The 21048-nt window shown below is 55.5% G+C and carries 21 protein-coding genes and 1 tRNA gene; 18 read left to right on the top strand and 4 right to left on the bottom strand.

The genetic code is table 11. From position 1 onward, the window contains the following. Positions 1–236 precede the first annotated feature (236 nt). The 10 genes from ispH (at position 237) to ACZ5BW_RS00470 (ending at position 8497) form a co-directional block, all read left to right on the top strand. Entirely contained in the window at positions 237–1181 is a 945-nt protein-coding gene (gene ispH / locus ACZ5BW_RS00515; RefSeq protein ID WP_464543737.1) for a 4-hydroxy-3-methylbut-2-enyl diphosphate reductase, read from the top strand. Between the two features lie 227 nt (positions 1182–1408). Then, positions 1409–1933 carry a KdsC family phosphatase gene (locus ACZ5BW_RS00510; protein WP_464541468.1) on the top strand — a complete coding sequence of 175 codons (525 nt, stop codon included), beginning with the start codon at positions 1409–1411 and terminating at the stop codon, positions 1931–1933. Continuing rightward, positions 1930–2502, top strand: a complete 573-nt coding sequence (gene lptC / locus ACZ5BW_RS00505) for an LPS export ABC transporter periplasmic protein LptC (protein WP_464541466.1) — start codon at positions 1930–1932, stop codon at positions 2500–2502. The genes ACZ5BW_RS00510 and lptC overlap by 4 nt, the downstream gene beginning before the upstream one ends. Before the next feature lie 19 nt (positions 2503–2521). Beyond that, positions 2522–3058 (top strand): lipopolysaccharide transport periplasmic protein LptA, encoded by a 537-nt coding sequence (lptA, locus tag ACZ5BW_RS00500; RefSeq protein ID WP_464541464.1) that lies wholly within the window; start codon positions 2522–2524, stop codon positions 3056–3058. A 12-nt stretch (positions 3059–3070) separates the two neighbouring features. Then, entirely contained in the window at positions 3071–3877 is an 807-nt protein-coding gene (gene lptB, locus ACZ5BW_RS00495) for an LPS export ABC transporter ATP-binding protein (RefSeq protein WP_464541462.1), read from the top strand. A 50-nt stretch (positions 3878–3927) separates the two neighbouring features. Next, the gene (locus tag ACZ5BW_RS00490; protein WP_464541460.1) at positions 3928–5394 is read left to right on the top strand and encodes an RNA polymerase factor sigma-54; all 1467 of its coding nucleotides are present in this window, start codon (positions 3928–3930) and stop codon (positions 5392–5394) included. Positions 5395–5421: 27 nt separating this feature from the next. Beyond that, positions 5422–5757: a ribosome hibernation-promoting factor, HPF/YfiA family gene (gene hpf, locus ACZ5BW_RS00485; RefSeq protein ID WP_464541458.1), complete on the top strand. Its 336-nt coding sequence runs from the start codon at positions 5422–5424 to the stop codon at positions 5755–5757. A 145-nt stretch (positions 5758–5902) separates the two neighbouring features. Further along, complete coding sequence (gene hprK, locus ACZ5BW_RS00480) at positions 5903–6847, top strand: HPr(Ser) kinase/phosphatase (protein WP_464543736.1); 945 nt, start codon at positions 5903–5905, stop codon at positions 6845–6847. An 89-nt stretch (positions 6848–6936) separates the two neighbouring features. Next, positions 6937–7776 carry an RNase adapter RapZ gene (rapZ, locus tag ACZ5BW_RS00475; RefSeq protein WP_464541456.1) on the top strand — a complete coding sequence of 280 codons (840 nt, stop codon included), beginning with the start codon at positions 6937–6939 and terminating at the stop codon, positions 7774–7776. Between the two features lie 145 nt (positions 7777–7921). Next, on the top strand, positions 7922–8497 hold the full coding sequence (locus ACZ5BW_RS00470) for a flavin prenyltransferase UbiX (RefSeq protein WP_464543735.1): 576 nt from the start codon (positions 7922–7924) through the stop codon (positions 8495–8497). Between the two features lie 47 nt (positions 8498–8544). Here ACZ5BW_RS00470 and ACZ5BW_RS00465 read toward each other — a convergent pair whose 3' ends face one another. Genes ACZ5BW_RS00465 through ACZ5BW_RS00455 form a run of 3 tightly spaced genes read right to left on the bottom strand, consistent with a single transcriptional unit; the run spans position 8545 to position 11895 of the window. After that, complete coding sequence (locus tag ACZ5BW_RS00465; protein WP_464543734.1) at positions 8545–9198, bottom strand: 5-formyltetrahydrofolate cyclo-ligase; 654 nt, start codon at positions 9196–9198, stop codon at positions 8545–8547. 25 nt (positions 9199–9223) lie between these two features. After that, on the bottom strand, positions 9224–10375 hold the full coding sequence (mutY, locus tag ACZ5BW_RS00460) for an A/G-specific adenine glycosylase (protein WP_464543733.1): 1152 nt from the start codon (positions 10373–10375) through the stop codon (positions 9224–9226). After that, positions 10375–11895, bottom strand: a complete 1521-nt coding sequence (locus ACZ5BW_RS00455) for an AsmA family protein (RefSeq protein WP_464541454.1) — start codon at positions 11893–11895, stop codon at positions 10375–10377. The genes mutY and ACZ5BW_RS00455 overlap by 1 nt, the downstream gene beginning before the upstream one ends. A gap of 475 nt (positions 11896–12370) precedes the next feature. Here ACZ5BW_RS00455 and ACZ5BW_RS00450 point away from each other — a divergent pair, with 475 nt between their 5' ends. The 6 genes from ACZ5BW_RS00450 (at position 12371) to ACZ5BW_RS00425 (ending at position 19302) form a co-directional block, all read left to right on the top strand. After that, entirely contained in the window at positions 12371–12532 is a 162-nt protein-coding gene (locus tag ACZ5BW_RS00450) for a hypothetical protein (protein WP_464541452.1), read from the top strand. Next, the gene (locus tag ACZ5BW_RS00445) at positions 12529–13131 is read left to right on the top strand and encodes an NADAR family protein (protein WP_464541450.1); all 603 of its coding nucleotides are present in this window, start codon (positions 12529–12531) and stop codon (positions 13129–13131) included. Before ACZ5BW_RS00450 ends, ACZ5BW_RS00445 begins: the two co-directional genes overlap by 4 nt. 494 nt (positions 13132–13625) lie before the next feature. Next, the gene (locus ACZ5BW_RS00440; RefSeq protein WP_464574175.1) at positions 13626–15113 is read left to right on the top strand and encodes an HAD-IIB family hydrolase; all 1488 of its coding nucleotides are present in this window, start codon (positions 13626–13628) and stop codon (positions 15111–15113) included. Next, a complete protein-coding gene (locus ACZ5BW_RS00435; RefSeq protein WP_464541446.1) occupies positions 15106–16212 on the top strand; it encodes a phosphoribosyltransferase-like protein in 1107 nt (368 codons plus the stop codon). The genes ACZ5BW_RS00440 and ACZ5BW_RS00435 overlap by 8 nt, the downstream gene beginning before the upstream one ends. Continuing rightward, on the top strand, positions 16212–18128 hold the full coding sequence (locus tag ACZ5BW_RS00430; RefSeq protein ID WP_464541444.1) for an ORC-CDC6 family AAA ATPase: 1917 nt from the start codon (positions 16212–16214) through the stop codon (positions 18126–18128). The genes ACZ5BW_RS00435 and ACZ5BW_RS00430 overlap by 1 nt, the downstream gene beginning before the upstream one ends. Position 18129: 1 nt before the next feature. Next, positions 18130–19302 (top strand): hypothetical protein, encoded by a 1173-nt coding sequence (locus tag ACZ5BW_RS00425; protein WP_464541442.1) that lies wholly within the window; start codon positions 18130–18132, stop codon positions 19300–19302. 282 nt (positions 19303–19584) lie between these two features. Here the strand turns inward: ACZ5BW_RS00425 and ACZ5BW_RS00420 are convergent. Continuing rightward, a tRNA-Gly gene (locus tag ACZ5BW_RS00420) sits at positions 19585–19658 on the bottom strand. A gap of 308 nt (positions 19659–19966) precedes the next feature. Here ACZ5BW_RS00420 and thiS point away from each other — a divergent pair. Both thiS and ACZ5BW_RS00410 read left to right on the top strand, forming a co-directional pair. Next, positions 19967–20209 (top strand): sulfur carrier protein ThiS, encoded by a 243-nt coding sequence (gene thiS, locus ACZ5BW_RS00415; protein ID WP_464541440.1) that lies wholly within the window; start codon positions 19967–19969, stop codon positions 20207–20209. A gap of 4 nt (positions 20210–20213) precedes the next feature. After that, on the top strand, positions 20214–21008 hold the full coding sequence (locus ACZ5BW_RS00410; protein ID WP_464541438.1) for a thiazole synthase: 795 nt from the start codon (positions 20214–20216) through the stop codon (positions 21006–21008). Positions 21009–21048 lie beyond the last annotated feature (40 nt).

The following is a 21048-nucleotide window of genomic DNA, read 5'->3' as shown; positions in this document are numbered from 1 at the left end:
TGTCAATCAGGAGGATAAGAATTTCTCTTGAGAAAACATATGAATGGTAAAATAGGTGTTTGTGCTTTTGCCTTCCCCGGACTGCATTGAAAGCGCCAAGATTTGTAGAATGGATGCGCACTCGCAGGCATACAGAGGTTATCCAGGGGATTAATTTGAAGGTATATGTCGAATGCTAACCGTACCGCCAGCGGTATTTGTGCTTGAATGAGGTGTGCTTAATGGAAAACGGCGAAATGATCAAGGTATTGCTTGCAAACCCTCGCGGTTTCTGTGCAGGCGTGGACCGTGCAATCGAAATTGTCGAGCGTGCGTTGAGTACACACGGTGCCCCTATCTACGTGCGCCATGAAGTGGTGCACAACCGTTTCGTGGTGGAGGATCTGGAAAAAAAGGGGGCAGTATTTGTCGAAAACCTCGATGAAGTTCCCCCTGGCAGCATTCTGATCTTCAGTGCTCATGGGGTTTCCCATGCTGTGCGACGCGAAGCCGAGGCGGGGCAATTCAAGGTATTCGATGCCACGTGTCCGCTCGTGACCAAAGTTCATATTGAAGTGGCAAGGATGCGGGACCAGGGAAGAGAAATCATCATGATCGGCCATGCGGGTCACCCGGAGGTGGAAGGTACCATGGGCCAGGCCGAGGGAGAGGGCCCTTCCATGTATCTGGTGGAAACAGAAGAGGATGTCGAGAAACTGCAGGTGCAGGATCCGGCTCACCTGGCTTACGTGACCCAGACCACCTTATCCGTGGATGATGCCAATCGTGTGATTCAGGCCCTGAAAGGGCGTTTTCCCAAAATCCTCGGTCCAAAAAAGGATGATATCTGCTACGCCACCCAGAACCGGCAGGATGCGGTAAAAACGATGGTCAAGCAATGCGATCTCGTGATCGTGGTAGGCTCGCCCAATAGCTCCAACTCAAACCGCTTGTGTGAAGTCGCGAGAAATGCCGGCGTGGACGCGTACATGCTGGACCGGGCGGAACAATTGCAGGAAGCCTGGCTGAGAGGCAAAATGCAGATCGGTATTACCGCGGGGGCATCGGCGCCGGAAGTGCTTGTACAGGAAGTCATCTCGCGACTCAGACAAATCGTGTCAGAGCAAGCGGAACGGGAAGTGGTGGTGGAAGAGTTGAGCGGAGTGGTTGAGTCAGTGGTGTTTCCATTGCCAAGAAACTGATCCCGCCTTTTCATCCGGCAGTTTTACTCCCTTAGATCGGAAACTCCTTGCTTCCGTCCATCAGTGCCCGTTCGGGCTGACGCGGCAACCTCACAGCGATACAGCGGGTAGCTGCGGCATTCACTCATGTCCTACGTTCTCACCGAGCTTCGGCATTCATATGCAATGCAGGTTGTTCCAGAGTTTTTACAAATTCATTCGATCTGACTGTTTCAGCCAATAGCAAAATGCAACACATATACGAAAAGGCAAGAAAGATCAAGATGGTTATCTTCGATGTGGATGGAGTGCTCACGGACGGGAGCCTCTATCTCACGGATGGTGGTGAGGAGATCAAGGCGTTCAACAGCCAGGATGGCCATGGCCTGAAAATGCTCAAGGCCACCGGAATCAAGGTGGCGCTTATCACTGGCCGTCAGTCCCGTTGCGTGGATTTGAAAGCAAAGGACTGGGGCGTTACCCTCGTTTATCAAGGCGCAAAAAACAAGCTTCCCGCGTTCGAGGCCTTGCTCGAGGACCAGCACCTGGATGCATCATCGTGTGCATACGTGGGAGATGATCTGATCGATCTGCCGATCCTGCTGCGTTGCGGTCTTGCCATCTCTGTGCCTGCCGCGCCTGCCCTGGTGAAAAAGCACGCGCACTATATAACCCGTCTGGAAGGAGGGCGGGGTGCGGCGCGCGAGATCTGCGAAATGATCATGCAGGCACAGGACACGCTGGATGCGCATCTTGCGACTTATCTCACATGATGGGTCACCTTCGCCTCGGGTTCCTTTTCGTTATAATAGCCCTGTTTGCATCATTGCTATTCCTGCTGAATCAGGACGGGCATGCGCCTTTGCTTGCGCCGGAGAGTGCATCGGTACGGGCTCCCGATTATGTTTTGGAAGATTTTTCTGCCATTCGCACGGATGAGAATGACGTGGGATACAAAATGCTTCGCGGAAAAAAAATGGTGCATTATCCCGACGATGATTCGGCTGAGCTGGAACAACCACGTTTAATTACTATCGAACCCGGTAAACCTCCGGTACAACTGAAGGCGGATCATGCCAGGATGTCTGCCGAGGGCGAAGACATTTATTTGAGCGGCAATGTGGTGATTGTCCGAAATGCGGGTAAAGGCCGCGATGAGACAATCTTGACGACCAGCCTGTTGCATCTTATTCCCGGTCAGGATATTGCGCGAACGGACAAGCCCGTGGAGATAATTGAAACGAATGCCACTATCAGAGCGATTGGAATGGAAATGAACAATCGTACCGGCACCACGCAGTTGCTGTCGCAAGTAAAGGTCGTGCATGACAAGAAACGCTAGGTTCTCTTTCACGATTTCCATGAAACCCCTGTCTGCTGCTTTTCTCGCCGTGATGCTCTTCAGCTCACCGGCTCTGGCAGAGCGGGCCGACAGCGACAAGCCCGTGCACCTGGAGGCAGATCGCGCTACCGTGCAGGATGCCAACAAGCTGGCTACCTTTATCGGCAATGTCGTACTGACACAGGGAACACTGATTATTCGCGCAGACAAGATGACAGTGAAAGAAGACGTCAACGGTTTTCAATACGCCACTGCATTCGGCAATCTCGCCAGTTTTCGCCAGAAGCGCGATGGCAAGGATGAATACGTGGAGGGCTGGAGCGAGCGTATGGAATACGATGGCAAGGCCGACAAAGTTCAGCTTTTCAAGAAAGCAAGGTTGAGACGCGGGAAGGATGAAGTTCATGGAGACTATATTTCCTACGATGCGATCAACGAATTCTTCCAGGTAAATGGCGAGGGTGGAACAAGCACCCAAACCCATTCCGAGGGCAGGGTGAGAGCCGTGATACAGCCCAAGAAGAAGGAACCCAAACCCGAGGCAGACAATTCATAAACGAACATCGTTATGGAACTTCATCTCTCTCCAACCCGCGATCACGCCGACCATGCTTCCCAGGCTCCTGAAGCTCCCCTGGTTTCCTCAGGGAAGAGGAGTGAATTCAGGGCGGAGAATCTGAAAAAAAGCTACAAGTCGCGCACAGTGGTGCATGATGTTTCCCTTTCGGTTAAAAGCGGAGAAGTTGTCGGCTTGCTGGGCCCCAATGGCGCAGGCAAGACCACCTGTTTTTACATGATGGTGGGCCTTGTGCCGCTGGATGGAGGCAACATCGTCCTTGATGAGCTTGACCTAAGCGAGATGCCCATGCACGAGCGCGCGCGCCTCGGCTTGAGCTATCTGCCGCAGGAGGCTTCGATTTTCAGGCGACTCTCGGTAGCCGACAATATTCGCGCTGTACTGGAATTGAAAAACTATGGGGCTGACGAGATGCAGCAGCATCTCGACAATTTGCTGCACGATCTGCATATCAGTCATATACGCAACAGTCCTGCCATCAGTTTGTCCGGCGGGGAACGGCGGCGCGTTGAAATTGCCCGTGCGCTGGCGACAAGTCCGCATTTCATCTTGCTGGACGAGCCGTTTGCCGGCGTTGATCCCATTGCCGTGCTGGACATCCAGAAAATTATCCGCTTTCTGAGGGAGCGGGGCATCGGTGTGCTGATCACAGACCATAATGTCCGGGAAACACTAGGAATCTGTAATCATGCCTACATCATAAGCGATGGCAGGGTGCTTGCGAGCGGCAGTCCAGACGAAATCATTTATAATGAAAACGTAAGAAAAGTCTATCTGGGAGAACATTTCCGCCTTTGAAAATAAAGCTTCGCTTTACCTGAGATCGGCTTTATCGCTGTTTTTCCAATATGAAACCAACCCTTCAAGTCAAGCTGTCTCCGCATCTGGCGCTTACGCCGCAATTGCAGCAATCCATCCGGTTATTGCAACTCTCCACGATAGAGTTGAACCAGGAGATAGAGCGCATCGTGCAGGAGAATCCCCTGCTGGAACTTGATGACAGCATCGGCAACGGCAGCATGGATTATCATAATGTCATGCCGGAGGAGTTGGCCGCACCCTTGCCGAATGAGCTGGAGATTGCCGAGGAAAGCACGCCCGTTCTCTCCCTTGAAGCAGAGAGTGACGTAAAACATCCGCTTGATGAGCGGGAGTGGCTTCCGGATGACAATGTTTTTCGCCACAACCGGGACGATGATGACGAACGCGATATTCCACAACAAGCGGCAGAACCGCCAAGTCTGCGCGACCACCTCAACTCGCAGCTCAGCCTGAGCCAGATCTCCCAGCGCGATAGAAAGATCACCGGATTACTGATCGACAGCCTGGATGATGATGGCTATCTCGTCCAGGACCTGGAAGAATTGGTCGATCTGTTGCCCGCCGAACTGGCAATAGATATCGACGACCTGCACATTGCCCTCGAACATTTGCAGCACCTGGATCCACCCGGCGTCGGTGCGCGCAATTTAAGGGAATGCCTCGTCATGCAACTGCATGCGCTGCCATCCGATACGCCCTACCTGGAGCAGGCGTTGGCGCTAGTAAACAATCACCTTGAAAGTCTCGCATCCCGGGATTTCAGCGCCATCAAGCGGGTTCTGCACTGCAATGACGACTGCCTTCGTTCCATCCAGCAGATGATAGCGCGATTGAATCCGAGACCGGCCACGGCCTTCAGCTCGGCAGTTGCCTGCTACATCGTACCCGACGTCATCGTGACCAGAATCGGCGGTTCCTGGGTAGCCAGCCTTAACCCGGAAGCAATGCCGCGTCTCAGGGTCAACCGGCTCTATGCCGAGATCCTCAAAGGATGCCATGATGACTCTACCCGTCGGCTGAGCAGTCAATTGCACGAAGCAAAATGGCTGGTAAAGAACGTACAACAGCGTTTCAACACCATCCTCAAGGCATCGGCAGCCATTGTGGAACGCCAGCAGCAGTTTTTCGAGCATGGAGCAGTTGCGATGCGTCCGATGATACTGCGTGAAATCGCCGACGTGCTGAATCTGCACGAATCCACCATTTCGCGGGTTACCACGCAGAAATTCATGCGTACGCCGCGCGGTATTTTCGAATTGAAGTATTTTTTTGGCAGCCATGTATCAACAGATACCGGCGGCGCCTGTTCCGCCACCGCCATTCGCGCGCTGATCAAGCAAATGATCAATACAGAGGATTCGAGGAAGCCGCTCAGCGACAGCCAGATCTCGGAGGTCCTGGGGCAGCAGGGTATCATGGTTGCTCGCCGCACCGTGGCAAAATATCGGGAGTCCTTGCAAATTCCTTCCGTCAATCTTCGGAAATCGTTTTAACCCCAGTTCATTTCATAGGAGCCGCAAATGAATATCCATGTCACAGGCCGGCAGGTCGAAATCACACCTGCACTGCGCGATTATGTCGTTTCCAAATTGAGCCGGATTACTCAACGTTTCGACCAGATTGTGGATATCACTGTGACTCTTTCCGTGGAAAAGTTGGCGCACAAGGCGGAGGCGCTGGCGCGGGTGCCTGGCAATGATATTTTTGTCGAGGCAGACAGCGCCGACATGTATGCTTCCATAGATAACCTCGTTGATAAACTCGATCGTCAGTTGGTCCGCCGCAAGGAGAAAAATGAAAGCCAGCGCACGGATATCGTTCAAGGAATTCCGGATCAGGGCAATCTGAATCAATGATCAGGTGTAACAGCGGTAAAGAGCCCGTCTGTATCAATAAGGGTCAACACCGATTTTCGCTCCGAAACCGTGAACTTGTTTCGGAACTCCCGGGAAGAAGCTCGTGATTTTTCCCAATCCTGATAATCAGGAGGTATTCAATCAGATGGCCGAAATCGATGCCAGACAGCTTTTCGAGGAAAAACGCGAGAAACTGGATCTCACCTGGGAAGCGGGGCGGGACGGGGGCGACAGGCGTCTCGATAATGAAGCGATCGCGCATTCGACGCAGGGAATGATCGGACACCTCAATTTCATCCATCCCAACTGGATTCAGGTACTGAGCGAAACCGAGGCTGAATATCTCAATGCGCTCGATCCTGCTTCCCTCGAACAGCATATGCAGAGGCTTGCTGAAAGCGACATGCTATGCATCATTGTTACGGCGGGCGCATGTGTTCCCGATTCCATCAGGTCCCTGGCGGATTCGACGCGTATCCCTCTCTTCTGTACCCCCTACTCCAGTCTCGAGATCCTCTGGGTATTACGTCCCTATCTCGGACGGGTCCTTGCTCCTTCCTGCAGCAGGCATGGCGTATTGCTCGACGTTCTTGGTCTCGGCGTAATGATTACCGGCGAGAGCAGTGTCGGCAAGAGCGAATTGGCGCTGGAGCTGGTGAGCCGCGGCCATGGATTGGTGGCGGATGATGTGGTGGAGCTCTATCGCATTGCGCCGGAAACGCTCGAAGGGCGCTGCCCGCCCATGCTGCGCGATTTTCTCGAAGTTCGGGGCCTTGGAATGCTGAACATTCGAACGATTTTTGGCGAAACGGCGGTACGACGCAAAAAAAACATGAAACTCATCGTTCACTTGCAGAAACCCAGCAGCACTGATCTCAATGCAATGGAACGGTTGCCGATCAATGATGTCACTGAGAATATCCTGGATGTCAACGTCCGGAAAGTCATTATTCCAGTTGCCGCCGGCCGAAACCTCGCTGTGCTGGTAGAGGCGGCGGTGCGGAACTACGTTTTGCAGTTGCGCGGCATAGACAGCGGTCAGGAGTTTTTCGCGCGCCATCAACAGGAACTCGAGAACGGGCAAACATAAACACGTGGGCGAAAACAGAGTTAAAACCTTCTCGTCCCTCCCTGCCTTTTTGCTCACGGATATTCTCATCCGGTACGCGATTTGAACCTATGCAGTTGATCGTCATCAGCGGCCTGTCAGGCTCCGGCAAGAGCATTGCGCTTACCGTTCTGGAAGATAACGGCTATTATTGCGTTGACAACCTTCCGGCCAACCTGCTGCCGGAGGTGACGGTTTATCTGAAGCAATCCGGTCACGAGCGCGTCGCCGTCAGCATTGACGCCAGAAGCTTCGAAACCTTGCATCTCCTGCCACAGCGGTTGGCTGACTTGAGGCAGCAGAAAATGGATATTCATCTGTTGTTTCTCGACACCAAGACAGATACGCTGTTGAAGCGTTTTTCCGAAACTCGCCGCCGTCATCCACTCAGTGACAATCAATCGACCCTGCCGGAATGCATAGAGATGGAACGCGAGATGTTGCGTGAAATTCATGATCTGGCAAACCGCATTGATACCAGTGACCTGAGCGCGAGTTCGCTGCGAGCCTGGATAAGAGATTTCATCGGGCTGGAACCCGGGCGCCTGACGCTGCTGTTCCAATCTTTTGGCTTCAAGCACGGCATCCCGCTGGATTCCGACATGGTGTTCGATGTCCGCTGCCTTCCCAATCCCCACTACGAAGCCCTTCTGCGACCTTTAACGGGAAAGGACGGCGCCGTGATCGAATACATGGATGCAAACAGCAGCGTGAATCGCATGTTCGAGGATATCCGGCGATTCGTCGATGACTGGCTGCCCTGCTTCATCCGCGATAACCGCAATTACCTGACGGTAGCGATCGGCTGCACCGGAGGGCGGCACCGTTCCGTCTATTTCGTGGAGCGGTTGGCGCGTTACTTTACGGAAAACAACCAGGTTCTGGTACGGCACCGGGAATTGAATGCATAAAACGGCTATTCGCCACCAGCAACATTGCAACCATGTTCGGGAACACGGCATTCTCCGGTCACCAGCTGTTACCTATTTCTAGACATTGAATTCTCGCGCCACTACATCGAAAACTGTCACCCTTGCTTTTACCGGCGCATCCGGGATGCCCTATGGCATGCGCTTGCTGGAGCTGTTGCTCGCGGCCGGCGCCCGCGTGTACCTGATGTATTCGCAGGCAGCGCAGATCGTGGCGCATCAGGAAATGCAGCTGGTATTGCCATCACGTGCCAGGGAAGCCGAGGAGCTGTTCAGCCGGCGTTTCAAGGTAGAACAGGGCCAGTTACGCGTGTTCGGACGGGAGGATTGGCTGGCTCCGGTTGCCTCCGGCTCCAACCCTGCCGATGCGATGGTGGTTTGTCCCTGCACCATGGGTACGCTTGCTGCAATTGCCGCGGGAATGAGCCAAAAGCTGATCGAGCGTTCAGCGGACGTAATGCTGAAGGAAAACCGCAAGCTCATCCTCGTACCCCGGGAGACGCCGTTTTCCGCCATTCATCTCGAAAATATGCTGAAGCTTGCGCGCAGCGGCGCAATAATCCTTCCGCCCAATCCCGGCTTCTATCACCATCCCCGGGAGATCCACGACATGGTGGATTTTGTCGTGGCGCGTATCCTGGATCATGTGGGAGTCGCCCATACGCTCATGCCGCGCTGGGGTGAAGAAAGTACAGCGGATTGAATTCGGCTCGGTGAGTTCCCGTACCGATGAACTATCCGACTATCCAACTATCCGTAAGTCTCCCGAATTTTCCCTGCCCTGGTGGTGAAAATATCGGCGCACTGGCCAGCAGAAACGGGTTTCAATCCCGTGCGTGTTGCATGATAAATTCCCGCCTCGGTGACAACGAAATCCATTGGAATATCGTGTGCGTGCGGATGCAAATTTTCCAGGCGGAGAATTTCGAACGCAACACCTATAGCGAGTGGACGCGGGTTCATGGCGGCTAGCGTACGATCGAAATAACCGCTGCCGTACCCCAGGCGAAAACCAAGTTTGTCGAAGCCGATCATGGGGATGATCAAGGCATCCACTGCTACCGGATCGGTATTGTCAGGTATCGGAATATCATAAGTGCCGATTTTCATGGGTGCTCCCCGCCACCACTTGCGGAAACGGAGCGGCTCATGTTTATTCACTACCTCGGGGAGCGCCAGCGTGGCGCCATGAGCCTGTAAAAAATCCATCAGCGGGCGTGGATCGTATTCGCCTCGGTGAGGCCAGCAAAACCCGACAGTACCTGTCCGTAGCGCGGGAAAGCCTTGTTCCAGCAGTCCGGTAATGGCGTCGCTCCAGCGACGATGGTCGGCGTCCCCTATGCATTCCCTGGCCACCATCAGTTCCGCGCGCTGGTGTCTTCTCCAGTCCCTCCAGTTATTCATCATTCTTTCGAATATATACTCGCTATCAGTTATCTGCCATAGCCAGAATTTCAAGCGGCTCGGTCTGAGATGTATATTGTAGAAGCACTTTCCTCACCGGGGAGGGAATAGCAGCTTTCAGCGCGTCCCCAGGCATCATCCATGCACAGTGATTCCCGGGTTGCGATAAGGCCCCCGGTGCCGAATGGTCCGGCGAGCGGGAAATGACCTGCAGGATGAGCGGATAAATCCGCAATCTGAAGTGGGTAAAGGTGTGAGTGAATGCTTCCATCTGTGACATTGGCCGCACATTTATCCCAAACTGCATGCAGTATTCAATCACATTCTCATTCATCCGCATCTCCGGCAAGCTCCACAGCGCACCCCAGATCCCCACGCTCGGCCGTTTTTCCAACAGGATTTTGTCCTGGGCCACCACCAGCAGCAGTGCCGTTTCCCTTTCCGGCAACACCTTTCTCGGTCGGGGCGTGGGCAGTCTGCCGACACTGTTATCCCTGAACGCAATACAGTCCAGGCGAAGCGGGCATGAGCCGCACCTGGGGTGAGCGCGGGTGCAGACGGTTGCACCCAGGTCCATCAGCGCCTGGGTGTAGTCCTCGATATCGCGTTCGATCGAGCTCTCATCTCTCTTTGGCAGCAATGCTTCCGCCTTTTGCCACAACTGTGTTTCCACGTGCTTTTCGCCCGGATAACCCTCGATTCCGAAGCAACGCGAAAAAATGCGTTTCACGTTGCCGTCAAGAATTGACGCCCGCTTTCCGAACGCGAATACCGCAATTGCCGCAGCGGTGGAGCGTCCGACTCCTGGAAGCTGACGAATGACGTCAACCTCCCCGGGAAAAATCCCGCCATGCTCTCCCACAATCCGCTGCGCCGCTTTATGCAGATTCCTCGCACGCGAGTAGTAGCCCAACCCGCTCCACTGTATCATTACCTCATCCAGCGATGCCGAGGCAAGGCTTTGCATGTCGGGGAAACATTGCAAAAATCGCCGGTAATAGGGAATAACCGTTCCTACCTGCGTTTGCTGCAGCATGATTTCCGAGAGCCAGATACGATAGGGGTCACGCGTGTTCTGCCAGGGCAGATGATGACGGCCATGCTCCCGCTGCCAGTGGATAAGCCTGGTGGCGAAAGAATTCGAAATAGAATCCGAAATATCTCCTTCCGCGTTCATCAAGGCCGTATGTCCACTCTGACCCTCGATGCCGTGAAGTCGCCCGCCTTCAATACGCCTACCCGAATCAACCCTTCCATGTTCAAGCCCTCCAGATTACCCAGCACGTTTAATTCGACTGGGCGCTCCGGGCGACTGGCTTTTTGCTGCTGCCCATCTTGTTGCCGTGATGAAAAGCGGTCCAGGTTCAGTTCATCGATATCCACTTCAAAGGCGAGGTGCGGCGGAATGAAGCCGCTTGCCGAAAATATCGTCGCGATATTGCTGTCTGCCATGGTTCCGTTCAGCTTTGCCCACGCATGGTGAGTCAAGCCGTCGATGGAGGCGCTGCCGGAAAGGTTTCCCTGAATGCCATGCGCGGGGAGACTTGCACCCTTCGCCTCGATTTCTCCTTTCAATTCCGGCAGGTTCAGCCAAAGCGCCTGGATATTGCCGCCAAGTGGCGAGGAAAAATGGGCCTTTATAGCTTGATCTTGGTTTTTCGATTCCAGGTCAGCCTTGAACACTTCACTCCGAAAATCCGCCAGGGTGCCCCGTATCGACGAAAGAGAAAACTTTCCGCTGGTCAGGCTATGGGACCCGTTAATTTGCGCCACTCCCAAAACTTTATCCCCGGTCACTTTCTGTCCCTTCAAGCCCAGATGAGAGGCATTCACGCCAATATCAAAACTGCTGTCAACGCTCCTTATCCCGGCATCGAAGGTGAATTCATCGGCGCTAAATTCCCCTCCTTCCTCCAAAAGGCTGGCAGAAAAATTTCCGCCGGATTGGATGAGCAATCGGCCCGTGTCCGGAAGCTGCGCCTCGGCAGCGAGCTTCATCCCACTGAGCGCGAGATACTGCCTTTCTGCGTTCCAAGTCAGATGAAAACGCACGCGAGTTGCCATATCCACTTCGGGACGCTCAGGATGAGCTATGTTAGACGCCAATTCCACCTTGCTGCGAATTACATCACCCGCATCTGCCCGTTCGCCCGCCCGGCTGGCTTCCAGTTCAATGTTCCTGAATACGAAATGCGTGTCGCTGCCTTCATCGCGAAGGGCGAGCATGGTTTTTTCCATATGTACCCGGCTGATATCGACTCGGAAGCGTTCCCGTTGCTCTTCGCTCCTGATCAGATCATCGATGTTCGTGCTGCCATCGGAAAAACGGATCAGATTGGCTTTCAGCCCTGTTATGTTGATTTCATCCAGCACCAGTTCCTTTCGAAGCAATGGCAGGATTTCGAGAGAAACGTGAACCTTCTCTATGGTCGCGAATTCGTCGTCACGGTTATGTTCACTGAGGGAAAGCCTGGCGAGTTCCACGCCAGGACTGGGAAAGAACGCAAGCGTGATGGGACCATCCAGCCTGAGCAGCCGCTCCTTTTTCTCTTGCACCAGCCGGATGATCTCCGGCTTATATGCATTGGGATCAAAAATGACAACAATATAAATGATGCTGCCCAGCAGCAGAATCGTTAAGCCGGCAAACAGGAAAAGGAAAAAAGCCCATTTGGTACAGCGGGGGTAGCGGTTCATAGGCGGGGAAAGATGGAGCGGGTGAAGGGGACATAACACCGCACCAACCCACTGAAGAAAAACAGATTATTTCCGTTCACCCAATGGGATAAGGCCGTATTATGTACTGCCTCGTCCTCCTTCGGCAAATATTATGAAAGGTCTGCTGAGATCTTTTGACATCCATCCACTGGCACCAAGGTTGTGCTGAGTCAACAAGAACTTTGTCCTTGACTCTCGACTGCTCTCAATGGCGTCGCGCTGCTACACGAGTTATGGAGACGCAGGGCATTGTAAACAGCGCTATTGTCGATTGGGAGCGGAGTCTGAGTTGCAGATGCTCGGAGCTTGAGGACTTGCGTAAGTGGTCCCATCGCTCCAAGCCGAACAGTAAAGCGCTGAAGCTAAGCCAAATGCACTGCAAAGTGTAGTACATTACGACGATTTTACATCCCTTCTTCCATCTCTGATCATGACCATCTCACGACGTCCAAAGATGAAGATCGCCACGCTCATGGTCCGGCTTGATTTCAAGATCAAGGCTGCGGCGGGGCATGAGGCCCGCCGTCTCATTAGCTTCCTTGAAGTGTTGATCGTTAGCCACTGCTGGGCGCTGGGTCTAAACCCCGAACACTTTGCCAAGGAACCACGCCAATGACCAAAACGCCGCAGGCGGTGCACAAACGTGCCGCCAAACAGACGACCGCTGTCCGGGAGATTCGCTTCTACCGGGCCAATGAGAATCCGTATGGCGCCTTCAGCAATCTGTTTCAGCGCCCCATCGAATTCGAAGGAACAATCTATCCTACATCAGAACACGCCTATCAGGCGGGCAAGGCCCGCAAACCTGCCGTTCGCGAGTGGATCCTGAATGCGCCGACACCTGCCCTGGCTGCAATGGCGGCCCATGGTCTCTACGTTTGGGACGTGGTTCCCGACTGGGCGCAGATCAAATTCGATCGCATGCGCGCCGTGCTTCGCGCGAAGTTCGATCAGCATGCTGACTTGCGGGAACTGCTACTGTCGACCGACAGCGCCAGGCTTGTGGAGGCTGGGACCGTAAACAACGCCGTCAATCGGTTATGGGGCGAGGTAGATGGCAAGGGCGAGAACATGCTGGGCGTGATGCTGATGGAACTGCGGGCCTTCTATGCTCAGCGGCCGGCGTGGACTGCCGAGCCTAAAACTTCAGCGGCAGGCAAGGCATCCGAAGGCGACAAGGAGGCTGCGTCCAAGCGGATGCCTGCGACGGCATAACCAGGTAACGCATGCAGACGGCTGTTAGTCACTACGAGGAGGAACTCGCGCAGTTGGGGCGTAGCTATGCGGCTGCGTGCGCCGCCGACATTGAGGCGTTGAAGCTCGCGATCGCCAGCACCGCCGAGTCCAGCATGATCGGCGTGGGATCGGGCGGCTCCTTCACGGTGGCATCTCTGCTGTGCAGCCTTCATGAAGCCTATACGGGACGGGTCTCCCGCCCTTCAACCCCGTTGGAGATCATTTGCAGTCCGACGCTGGCTTCCTCGAGCCCAGTGTTTCTCGTGTCCGCAGAAGGTAAGAACCCCGACATCGTGGAGGCGCTCGAGCGGGCCCGGCACTTCAGTTCACATACGGTCCATGTATTGACCAACCGGCAGCACAGTCCGCTGATGGAACATGTAGGGGCGCTGCCGGGCGTGAAGCCGTACGTATTTGAGTTGGTCAAGAAGGACGGCTATTTGGCCACCAACAGCCTGCTGCTTGATGCGGTGTTGGTCGCAAGGGCGTACGGCGAGCTCAACGGCCGTCGCGAGTCGATGTTCTCCGATATGGCGGCGCTGCGGGTGGGGGATCAGACCGTGGATGACTGGCTGACGGCGGCGCAGTCATTTATCTTCGAGGCAGTGCGGCGTGGTGCGCTGACCGTTGTCTACTCGCCTTTGCTGAAACCCATAGCGACGGATTTGGAGTCGAAGCTCTCCGAAGGCGCTTTGTTACACACTCAGTTGGCCGACCTACGCTCTTATGCGCATGGCAGGCACCTCTGGTTGTCTCAGCGTCCCCAGGACTGTGCCATTCTTGCGTTGACCGAGCCCTCGCTGAACCAACTCTGGGAGGCTATGCGCAAGAAGTTTCCTCCCGAGATTCCCACATTGGCCATGCCACTGTCGAGTGCCGACCCAATGCACCTGGTCGCAGGGTTGGTGGCACAGATGCACTTCGTGGCGGCAATTGGCCGACAACTGGGCAAGGATCCAGGGCGGCCGGATGTGCCGACCTATAGCCGGGAGATCCACTATGCAAACTTGCATGAAATGATTCCACTGCCGCAGGAGGCAGCCCCTGCCGAGGAGCAGTCAAAGTACGAGGTGCTCGGAGCCCATTGGCCTTCACAGCGAGATCACGGCACTATGCGCCGCGCGGCACAGGCGTTCCGCACCTTGATCCAGGCGCAGCGTTTCCGATCTGTCGTCTTCGACTACGACGGAACTTTGTGCAGCTCACAGAGCAAGGATGCAGCGCCTCCACCCGAGATCGTCGAGCATCTGGTGCGGCTCGTGCGCGCAGGGGTACAAGTGGGTATTGCCTCTGGACGGGGCGATTCACTCCAGGCGTGCCTGCAAGACGCACTGCCACTGGACGTGCTCCAGAAGATTCGACTGTGCCTCTACCACGGTGGCTGGATCTCTACAGCCGATGTTCCGCCTGAGCTGCCCGGCCAGACGAGTGAGTTTTTGAGCCATGTCACTCGCATCGTGGTGCGCTTGAAATCCCTTGGTGTGCCCATCCTGGCTCACAAGACTACACCGCCCTTTCAGGTGAGTGTACGCTTTCGCGAAGGGCTTGCAACCGATACCATGTGGTTCGTGATCGCAGACGCATTGCGCCAAGCTGGTCTCGACCTGTCGACCATAGTACGCAGCAAACACTCTGTGGACATCCTAACCAGTGGCGTGAGCAAGTCGCGCTTGATTGCGCACATCATCCAGAACGACAAGATCGATCCCTATGAAATCCTGACACTGGGCGACCAGGGCGCTTGGCCCGGCAATGACGCGGCCCTGCTGGAACACCGCTTCTCGCTCAGCGTCGACATGCCCTCGCGACGGCTGGACCGAGGATGGAAGCTGGCTCCAGTCGAGAAGCGCAATGTCGATGCCACGCTGTGGTACCTCGAACGCATGAAGGTGGGGGATGATCGGGAGTTTGGCATGGACTTTCCCATCGCTAGTACCCACGGGAAAGGAACCTATGCGTGACCAGAACGCCGCCAATCTCCTGGCCAAGGTGATGGGGTGGGAGGACCTCGATGAGGTACCGCAGGTTCTGCCGACCCTTCAACTACTGGCCGACTTCAAATACGACCACTACCAGCAGTTCGGTCCAGGTCGCCGCTTCATCGAAAGCTTGGCGCTGTGGCTCCACCAGTTCGAGCCGCAGGATCGGCAGACGGCGCTGGGACTGGTGCTCGATCACTTGGTGTTTATCTCCGACGCTGAGCTGTCGCACCTCGTGCGAACTGCATACCAGGACTGGATCGTCCAGGAAAACATGCGCCTCGTGTCAGAGGAGCATGAAATCCCGACCTTCAGGGTCCAGGAGATTGCTTGCCACCGACGCTTCAAGCAATTGCGTCTGACGTCCCTTTACTTAGGGCTGAGCGACGGAGCACGCACAAACGAGTTGAGGCGCGCCAGCGACGGGGACATCAGCAACGAGCAGATTTGGCAGGCCTATGAGCTGGGCGACGAGAAAGCCGATGAGATGCTCGAGGACCTCAGGGCGTCGTTGAAAAGTGCGGGCTTCGCGTCTGATGACCCCCACTTTAACTTGATCTGGTTGCTGGACGACTTTTCGGGTAGTGGCAACACTTACATTCGATACGACGGTGAGTCACGCAGGTTCAAGGGCAAGCTACCGAAAATCTACCAGCGGCTTCACCAGAGAGGCATGGTGGACCCATCGCACTACGAGGTTTTCCTGATGTTGTACACTGCTACCCGTCAAGCGATCGACCATATCGAGTACTGGTCCGAACGCTTCACGACAGACCACGGTTTCAAGCCCTTGCAGGTGCGCGTCCTTTGTCCGATAGAGCCTGAGGTCGCCTTGTCTCGGAACAACAGCGCGGAGCTTCGTGCCCTGCTGAGAAATCCTGCTTACTGTGACAACCGCGTGGTCGACAAGCATTTTCGAGTCGGTGGAACCGACGATGCTAGTCTAGGTTTCGCCGACTGCGCGTTGCCGGTGGTGCTGGCTCACAACACGCCGAACAACTCAGTGTTCCTATTGTGGGGGCCGGAGCAGTTCAAGCCGCATGGATTGTTTCCCCGCGTCAGCCGCCATCGAGAGTTTTAATGGCCTACAACGCCAACCCCTTCCTGGAACGCATGTCCGAACGCACAACCTCGGACATGGAGTTCGTGCGGCTGTTCTCGCCCAAGATCCTGGAAAAGCTAGCCGAGGACGCTTTCGATGGTGCTGTGCATGTGTTCCGTAGTGCACCCGGCGCCGGCAAGACGACGCTGCTGCGCGCTTTCACGCCGCAAGCACTGCGAGCGTTTTGGAATTCCCGCAATCGCCTTGAGTTGTCCGAGTCGTTCCAGAAGCTGGTCAACCGCGGATTGTTAACGGAAGGTGACAGCCCTCAACTACTCGGCGTCTACCTCAGCTGCGCCTCTGGCTATGCGGATCTTCCCTCCAGCGGGGGCCTGCAACAGGAGGCACTATTTCGGGCCCTGTTGAATTGCCGGATCGTGCTGCGCACGCTGCGGAGCCTGAGCGCTCTGCTGGAGTTCAATGCGCCGGAGCAACTGGCTGAGGTCTCACTGGACCATGCTGCGGTGCCCGGCCTTCAAGGCATACCGGTGATCAAGAGCGCGTTGGAACTTGCCACTTGGGCCGAGGAACACGAGCATCGTATCTACGCCCAACTGGATACCTTCATGGGACCTATCAGTGCGAGCCTGCCAACCCATGTCCGCTTCGAGGGGGTACTGTGGTTGCAGTCGATCCAGTTCGCCCATAAGGGGCGGGTCGTAGGCGGCCAACGTCTGCTGATGGTCGACGACATGCACAAGCTGCGACGCAGGCAACGTGCCCTGTTAATCGACGAATTGACTGTGATGCGTCCCTCCATTCCTGTATGGCTGGCAGAGCGTACGGTGGCGCTGGGAACGGAGCTGCTATCACAGGGCGCGCGCGAAGGTCGCGATCTGCGTGAGTACAACCTTGATAAGATGTGGAGTGATGCTAAGGGGATGACCCAATTTATCTCCTATGCACAGAACATTCTAGATCGCCGCATGAAGAACCAGGATGTGGTGCCCGTAAGCTCGTTCACGCAATGCTTGCGTGACAAGTTGGTCAGCAGCGAGGTGCGCGCTCAAGTCGACCATGGCATCCGACGATTCCGCAATGAAGTGGAGCGCCACCAATCCAGCCAGCGCTACACACAGTGGCTGGCACGCGCAGACCAGTATACCGTCGACCAGAACGTGGAGTCGCTGCTGGAGCTCTACGTTACGCGCATCCTTCTGGTCCGCGACGAGTCCAAGCGCCAATTGTCCTTGGACCTGACCTTGACGGAGGAAGAACTCGAAGACCGTGACAGTTCCCAAGTGCGCGGCGCAGCCGAGTTGTTCATGCACGAGGAGCTTGGTATTCCATACTACTTTGGCTTCGACCGCTTGTGCGTGATGGCCACGAACAATGTCGAGGAACTGCTGGCACTGGCTGCGGCACTCTACGTCGGCCTACAGGCCAAGCAGGTGCTGCGCAAACCCGAACCGATTCTGTCCCCTGTCGAGCAGGACAAGCTCTTACGCGAGGCAGCTGGTCGCAAGCGCGATTTTATTCCCAAGTCGCATACCGAAGGCACCCGCGCTCAAAGACTGTTGGATTCCATTGGTGCGTTCTGCTACGACCAGACCTTCGCGCCTAACGCTCCATACGCGCCCGGCGTCACCGGTGTGCGGCTGTCCCGTAGGGAACTGGCGAAGCTCACTGCACCATCTAATCCGCTCGGTTCCACCGGGGTGATGCTGCAAAGGGTGTTGGCGGAATGCGTTGCGGAGAACCTGCTGGTGCAGCGCGAGAGCCAGGCCACGGGTCCGCGCGACAGTGGGACTATCTTCTATCTGAACCGCTCGTTGTGCGCTCACTATGGCCTACCTCTGCAAATGGGGGGATGGCGGGACGTGTCGGTCGGGGAGTTGATGAAGTGGATGGAGCGCCGCCTGACTCCCAGCCGCAAGAACCTGGAGACGACTTAGCGTGCTCTGGGATCGCTACGTATTTCGCCGCGGTGACGCAGTTCACGAGTTGTGGGACAGCTTGCTGAAGGACCGACCGGTCGAACTACTGTACATCGCAGGTCGTGGATTCGACGTTCGTGCGCAGGCCGTGATGCGCGAGTTCGTGGCAAGCCAAAAGGAGATCGAGCGCCGTACGGTAAGTGCGAAGCTGCTGTTGCTGGGATTCCAGAGCTATGAACTGGACGATAGTATCGAACGGCTCACTGAGGAGAACGCGGCGGTGCTAGAGTCGATGTTCTCACCGCTTGGCGGGACGGCAACGGTCACGGTCGCGATGCCCGAGGGAGAAGAAGAGGCGAGTGCCAGCGATGCGCTACGTCAACGCGTCAAGGCCGTATTGGAGGAGATTGATGGCAAGACCGACATCATCCTCGATGTTAGTTCCTTGCCGCGCGCGACGTATCTGGCGCTGCTCACCAACATCCTGCAAAAACTCGTTCCCAACAAGGTGACCGTTGAGGGTGTCACACACCCTTTGTATGCCAACGGCGTGAACTTCCAAGTGTTAGTCGCTGAGGACGCCAAGCTGGATGGACACATCCGGGCAGAGGAGCCGAGCAACGACCTTGTGAACATCCCGGGTTTCTTCGCTGCGTGGCAGGCGGAGAGTGTTCAGGACTGGCCTCTCGTTTGGTTCCCGATCCTGGGCGAAGGGCGCGTGAACCAGTTGCAGAAGATCGCAGGTTCGATTCCGACGGAAGCCGAGGTTTGCCCAGTCGTACCCCATCCTTCCAAGGACCCCCGGCGCGCAGATCGCCTGCTCGTGGAGTACCGAGAGCCGCTGTTCGACAGCCGGAAAACACCGACATCGAACATTCTCTATGCCCATGAGTCCCAGCCGTTCGAAGCCTACCGCCAACTCTTGGGCGCGATGCGGCGCTACCAAAACAGCATGGCGATCCTCGGCGGTTGCCGGCTGGTGATGACGCCGCTAGGCAGCAAACTCATCACCTTGGGCACTGGCTTAGCATGCTTTGAGATGCGCCCCTCTGGATTGGAGGCCAGATACGGTGTGGCGATCCCGCATGCCGAGCCAAGGCGCTATCTTGCATCCGTTGAGGCGCTGCGGCAGTCGAAGCCTGAAATCTCGGTGCTGTTGTTAACGGGTGAAGCCTATGGAGCACCAAGGTGAGTAGTGTGGCCGACTGAGTGCTTTTCCATGACGGTAGAGCACTTTTGAAGACAACAAAAGTCTGCATCAAGTCGGAACGACGCCATGCGTTCACGCAAGCTCCTCTATGGATTGCGATACCTGCTAAAGGAAGAGTTCAAACTGAACTAGCTCCAAGCCTCGGACGGATGGCTGATTCAGGATGTGCTGTGGCTGGCTAGTAGCGTCTCGGACAAGCTACCGTCCATCTATTGACTCACAACACTTCTTGGATTTCTTCGGAAGTCCGTGAATTGTTGGAGATGGAGCGGGTGAAGGGAATCGAACCCTCGTCGTAAGCTTGGGAAGCTTCTGCTCTGCCATTGAGCTACACCCGCCGCATAGCTGCGGATTATACGGAAACTAAGCCATAAATGGCAGTGGAGGTTCCCTTATTCGAAACCAGGTTCTTCATCTGAGATGCACCCGAGCTCTTGCTTTCCGTTCGGCCTGAGCGTGTCGAAGGCGCGAACGGTGCTCAGGGCAGGCTTGTCGAAGGGGTGCGTTCAATTTTCAGAAGCTACCTTCTGAATTCCTACCCGCAATCCTGATGGAACATCGGGTTTCACCGGAGTCGACTAGGGGATGGCTGCGCCGTATAATTCAAAAGTTAAGCCAGCATTTTTGCTAAGCCATCCTTTGAAAAATGATACAACTTATAGTCAATGGCCAACCCCAACTTGTTCCTTCCCCGGATTCGGGGACTGATTCAGGGGCAACGAATGACCCAAAACTGAATATCAGGCAATTACTGGAGCACATGGGGTTGCAGGGCAAGCGGATCGCGGTTGAGCGCAACGGTGAAATCGTACCGCGCAGCCAATTCGACCAGCCGATGCTCACAAACGGCGACAAGCTTGAAATTGTCGTTGCCGTAGGTGGAGGATAAGCGTATGGACAAGCTTGTCATCGCCGGTAAAGCCTATTCTTCACGCCTCCTGGTGGGTACCGGAAAGTATAGGGACTTTGACGAGACCCGCGCCGCCGTGGACGCCAGTGGCGCAGAAATCATTACCGTGGCTATCCGCAGAACCAATCTCGGCCAGAACCCGGAAGAGCCCAGCCTGCTGGAGGTGCTGCCGCCATCGCAATATACGCTGTTACCCAATACAGCCGGATGCTACACGGTGGAGGATGCAGTAAGAACCTTGCGCCTTGCGCGCGAATTGCTGGACGGTCATACCCTGGTGAAGCTGGAGGTTCTGGGTGATCCGAGAACACTCTATCCCAACATCGTTGAAACCCTCAAGGCAGCCGAGATTCTGATCAGGGAGGGTTTCCAGGTCATGGTCTATACCTCGGATGACCCTATTGCCGCCAGGCAACTGGAAGAGATCGGCTGCATCGCGGTCATGCCCCTGGCATCCCTGATCGGTTCCGGCATGGGTATCCTCAATCCATGGAACCTGCAGATCATCATCGAAAACGCTAAAGTCCCGGTCATTGTGGATGCCGGTGTAGGTACGGCGTCGGACGCGGCGATTGCAATGGAACTGGGCTGCGACGGCGTGCTCATGAATACAGCCATTGCTGCCGCGCAAAATCCGGTGCTGATGGCGTCAGCGATGAAAAAAGCGGTTGAGGCGGGGCACGAAGCGTATCTCGCCGGCCGGATGCCGAAAAAGCTGTACAGTGCAAGTCCCAGTTCTCCAGTGGAGGGGGTTATCGGAAACATGTCAGGGAAATAAGGACCGGAAAGGATTTTTCATTCCCCACCCGTCCTTTCCA

The organism is Nitrosospira sp. TNL300 (genome assembly GCF_055385915.1).
This window is presented reverse-complemented; position numbering and strand designations above follow the sequence as displayed.

What these genes read in the sequence shown, in the direction of transcription:
- ispH (WP_464543737.1), top strand. Translation starts at nt 237, where the DNA reads ATGATCAAGGTATTGCTTGCAAACCCTCGCGGTTTCTGTGCAGGCGTG.
- ACZ5BW_RS00490 (WP_464541460.1), top strand. Translation starts at nt 3,928, where the DNA reads ATGAAACCAACCCTTCAAGTCAAGCTGTCTCCGCATCTGGCGCTTACG.
- rapZ (WP_464541456.1), top strand. Translation starts at nt 6,937, where the DNA reads ATGCAGTTGATCGTCATCAGCGGCCTGTCAGGCTCCGGCAAGAGCATT.
- mutY (WP_464543733.1), bottom strand. Translation starts at nt 10,375, where the DNA reads ATGAACGCGGAAGGAGATATTTCGGATTCTATTTCGAATTCTTTCGCC.
- lptB (WP_464541462.1), top strand. Translation starts at nt 3,071, where the DNA reads ATGGAACTTCATCTCTCTCCAACCCGCGATCACGCCGACCATGCTTCC.
- ACZ5BW_RS00445 (WP_464541450.1), top strand. Translation starts at nt 12,529, where the DNA reads ATGACCAAAACGCCGCAGGCGGTGCACAAACGTGCCGCCAAACAGACG.
- lptC (WP_464541466.1), top strand. Translation starts at nt 1,930, where the DNA reads ATGATGGGTCACCTTCGCCTCGGGTTCCTTTTCGTTATAATAGCCCTG.
- hprK (WP_464543736.1), top strand. Translation starts at nt 5,903, where the DNA reads ATGGCCGAAATCGATGCCAGACAGCTTTTCGAGGAAAAACGCGAGAAA.
- hpf (WP_464541458.1), top strand. Translation starts at nt 5,422, where the DNA reads ATGAATATCCATGTCACAGGCCGGCAGGTCGAAATCACACCTGCACTG.
- ACZ5BW_RS00430 (WP_464541444.1), top strand. Translation starts at nt 16,212, where the DNA reads ATGGCCTACAACGCCAACCCCTTCCTGGAACGCATGTCCGAACGCACA.
- ACZ5BW_RS00450 (WP_464541452.1), top strand. Translation starts at nt 12,371, where the DNA reads ATGAAGATCGCCACGCTCATGGTCCGGCTTGATTTCAAGATCAAGGCT.
- lptA (WP_464541464.1), top strand. Translation starts at nt 2,522, where the DNA reads ATGAAACCCCTGTCTGCTGCTTTTCTCGCCGTGATGCTCTTCAGCTCA.
- ACZ5BW_RS00435 (WP_464541446.1), top strand. Translation starts at nt 15,106, where the DNA reads ATGCGTGACCAGAACGCCGCCAATCTCCTGGCCAAGGTGATGGGGTGG.
- ACZ5BW_RS00455 (WP_464541454.1), bottom strand. Translation starts at nt 11,895, where the DNA reads ATGAACCGCTACCCCCGCTGTACCAAATGGGCTTTTTTCCTTTTCCTG.
- ACZ5BW_RS00410 (WP_464541438.1), top strand. Translation starts at nt 20,214, where the DNA reads ATGGACAAGCTTGTCATCGCCGGTAAAGCCTATTCTTCACGCCTCCTG.
- ACZ5BW_RS00470 (WP_464543735.1), top strand. Translation starts at nt 7,922, where the DNA reads ATGCCCTATGGCATGCGCTTGCTGGAGCTGTTGCTCGCGGCCGGCGCC.
- thiS (WP_464541440.1), top strand. Translation starts at nt 19,967, where the DNA reads ATGATACAACTTATAGTCAATGGCCAACCCCAACTTGTTCCTTCCCCG.
- ACZ5BW_RS00465 (WP_464543734.1), bottom strand. Translation starts at nt 9,198, where the DNA reads ATGAATAACTGGAGGGACTGGAGAAGACACCAGCGCGCGGAACTGATG.
- ACZ5BW_RS00510 (WP_464541468.1), top strand. Translation starts at nt 1,409, where the DNA reads ATGCAACACATATACGAAAAGGCAAGAAAGATCAAGATGGTTATCTTC.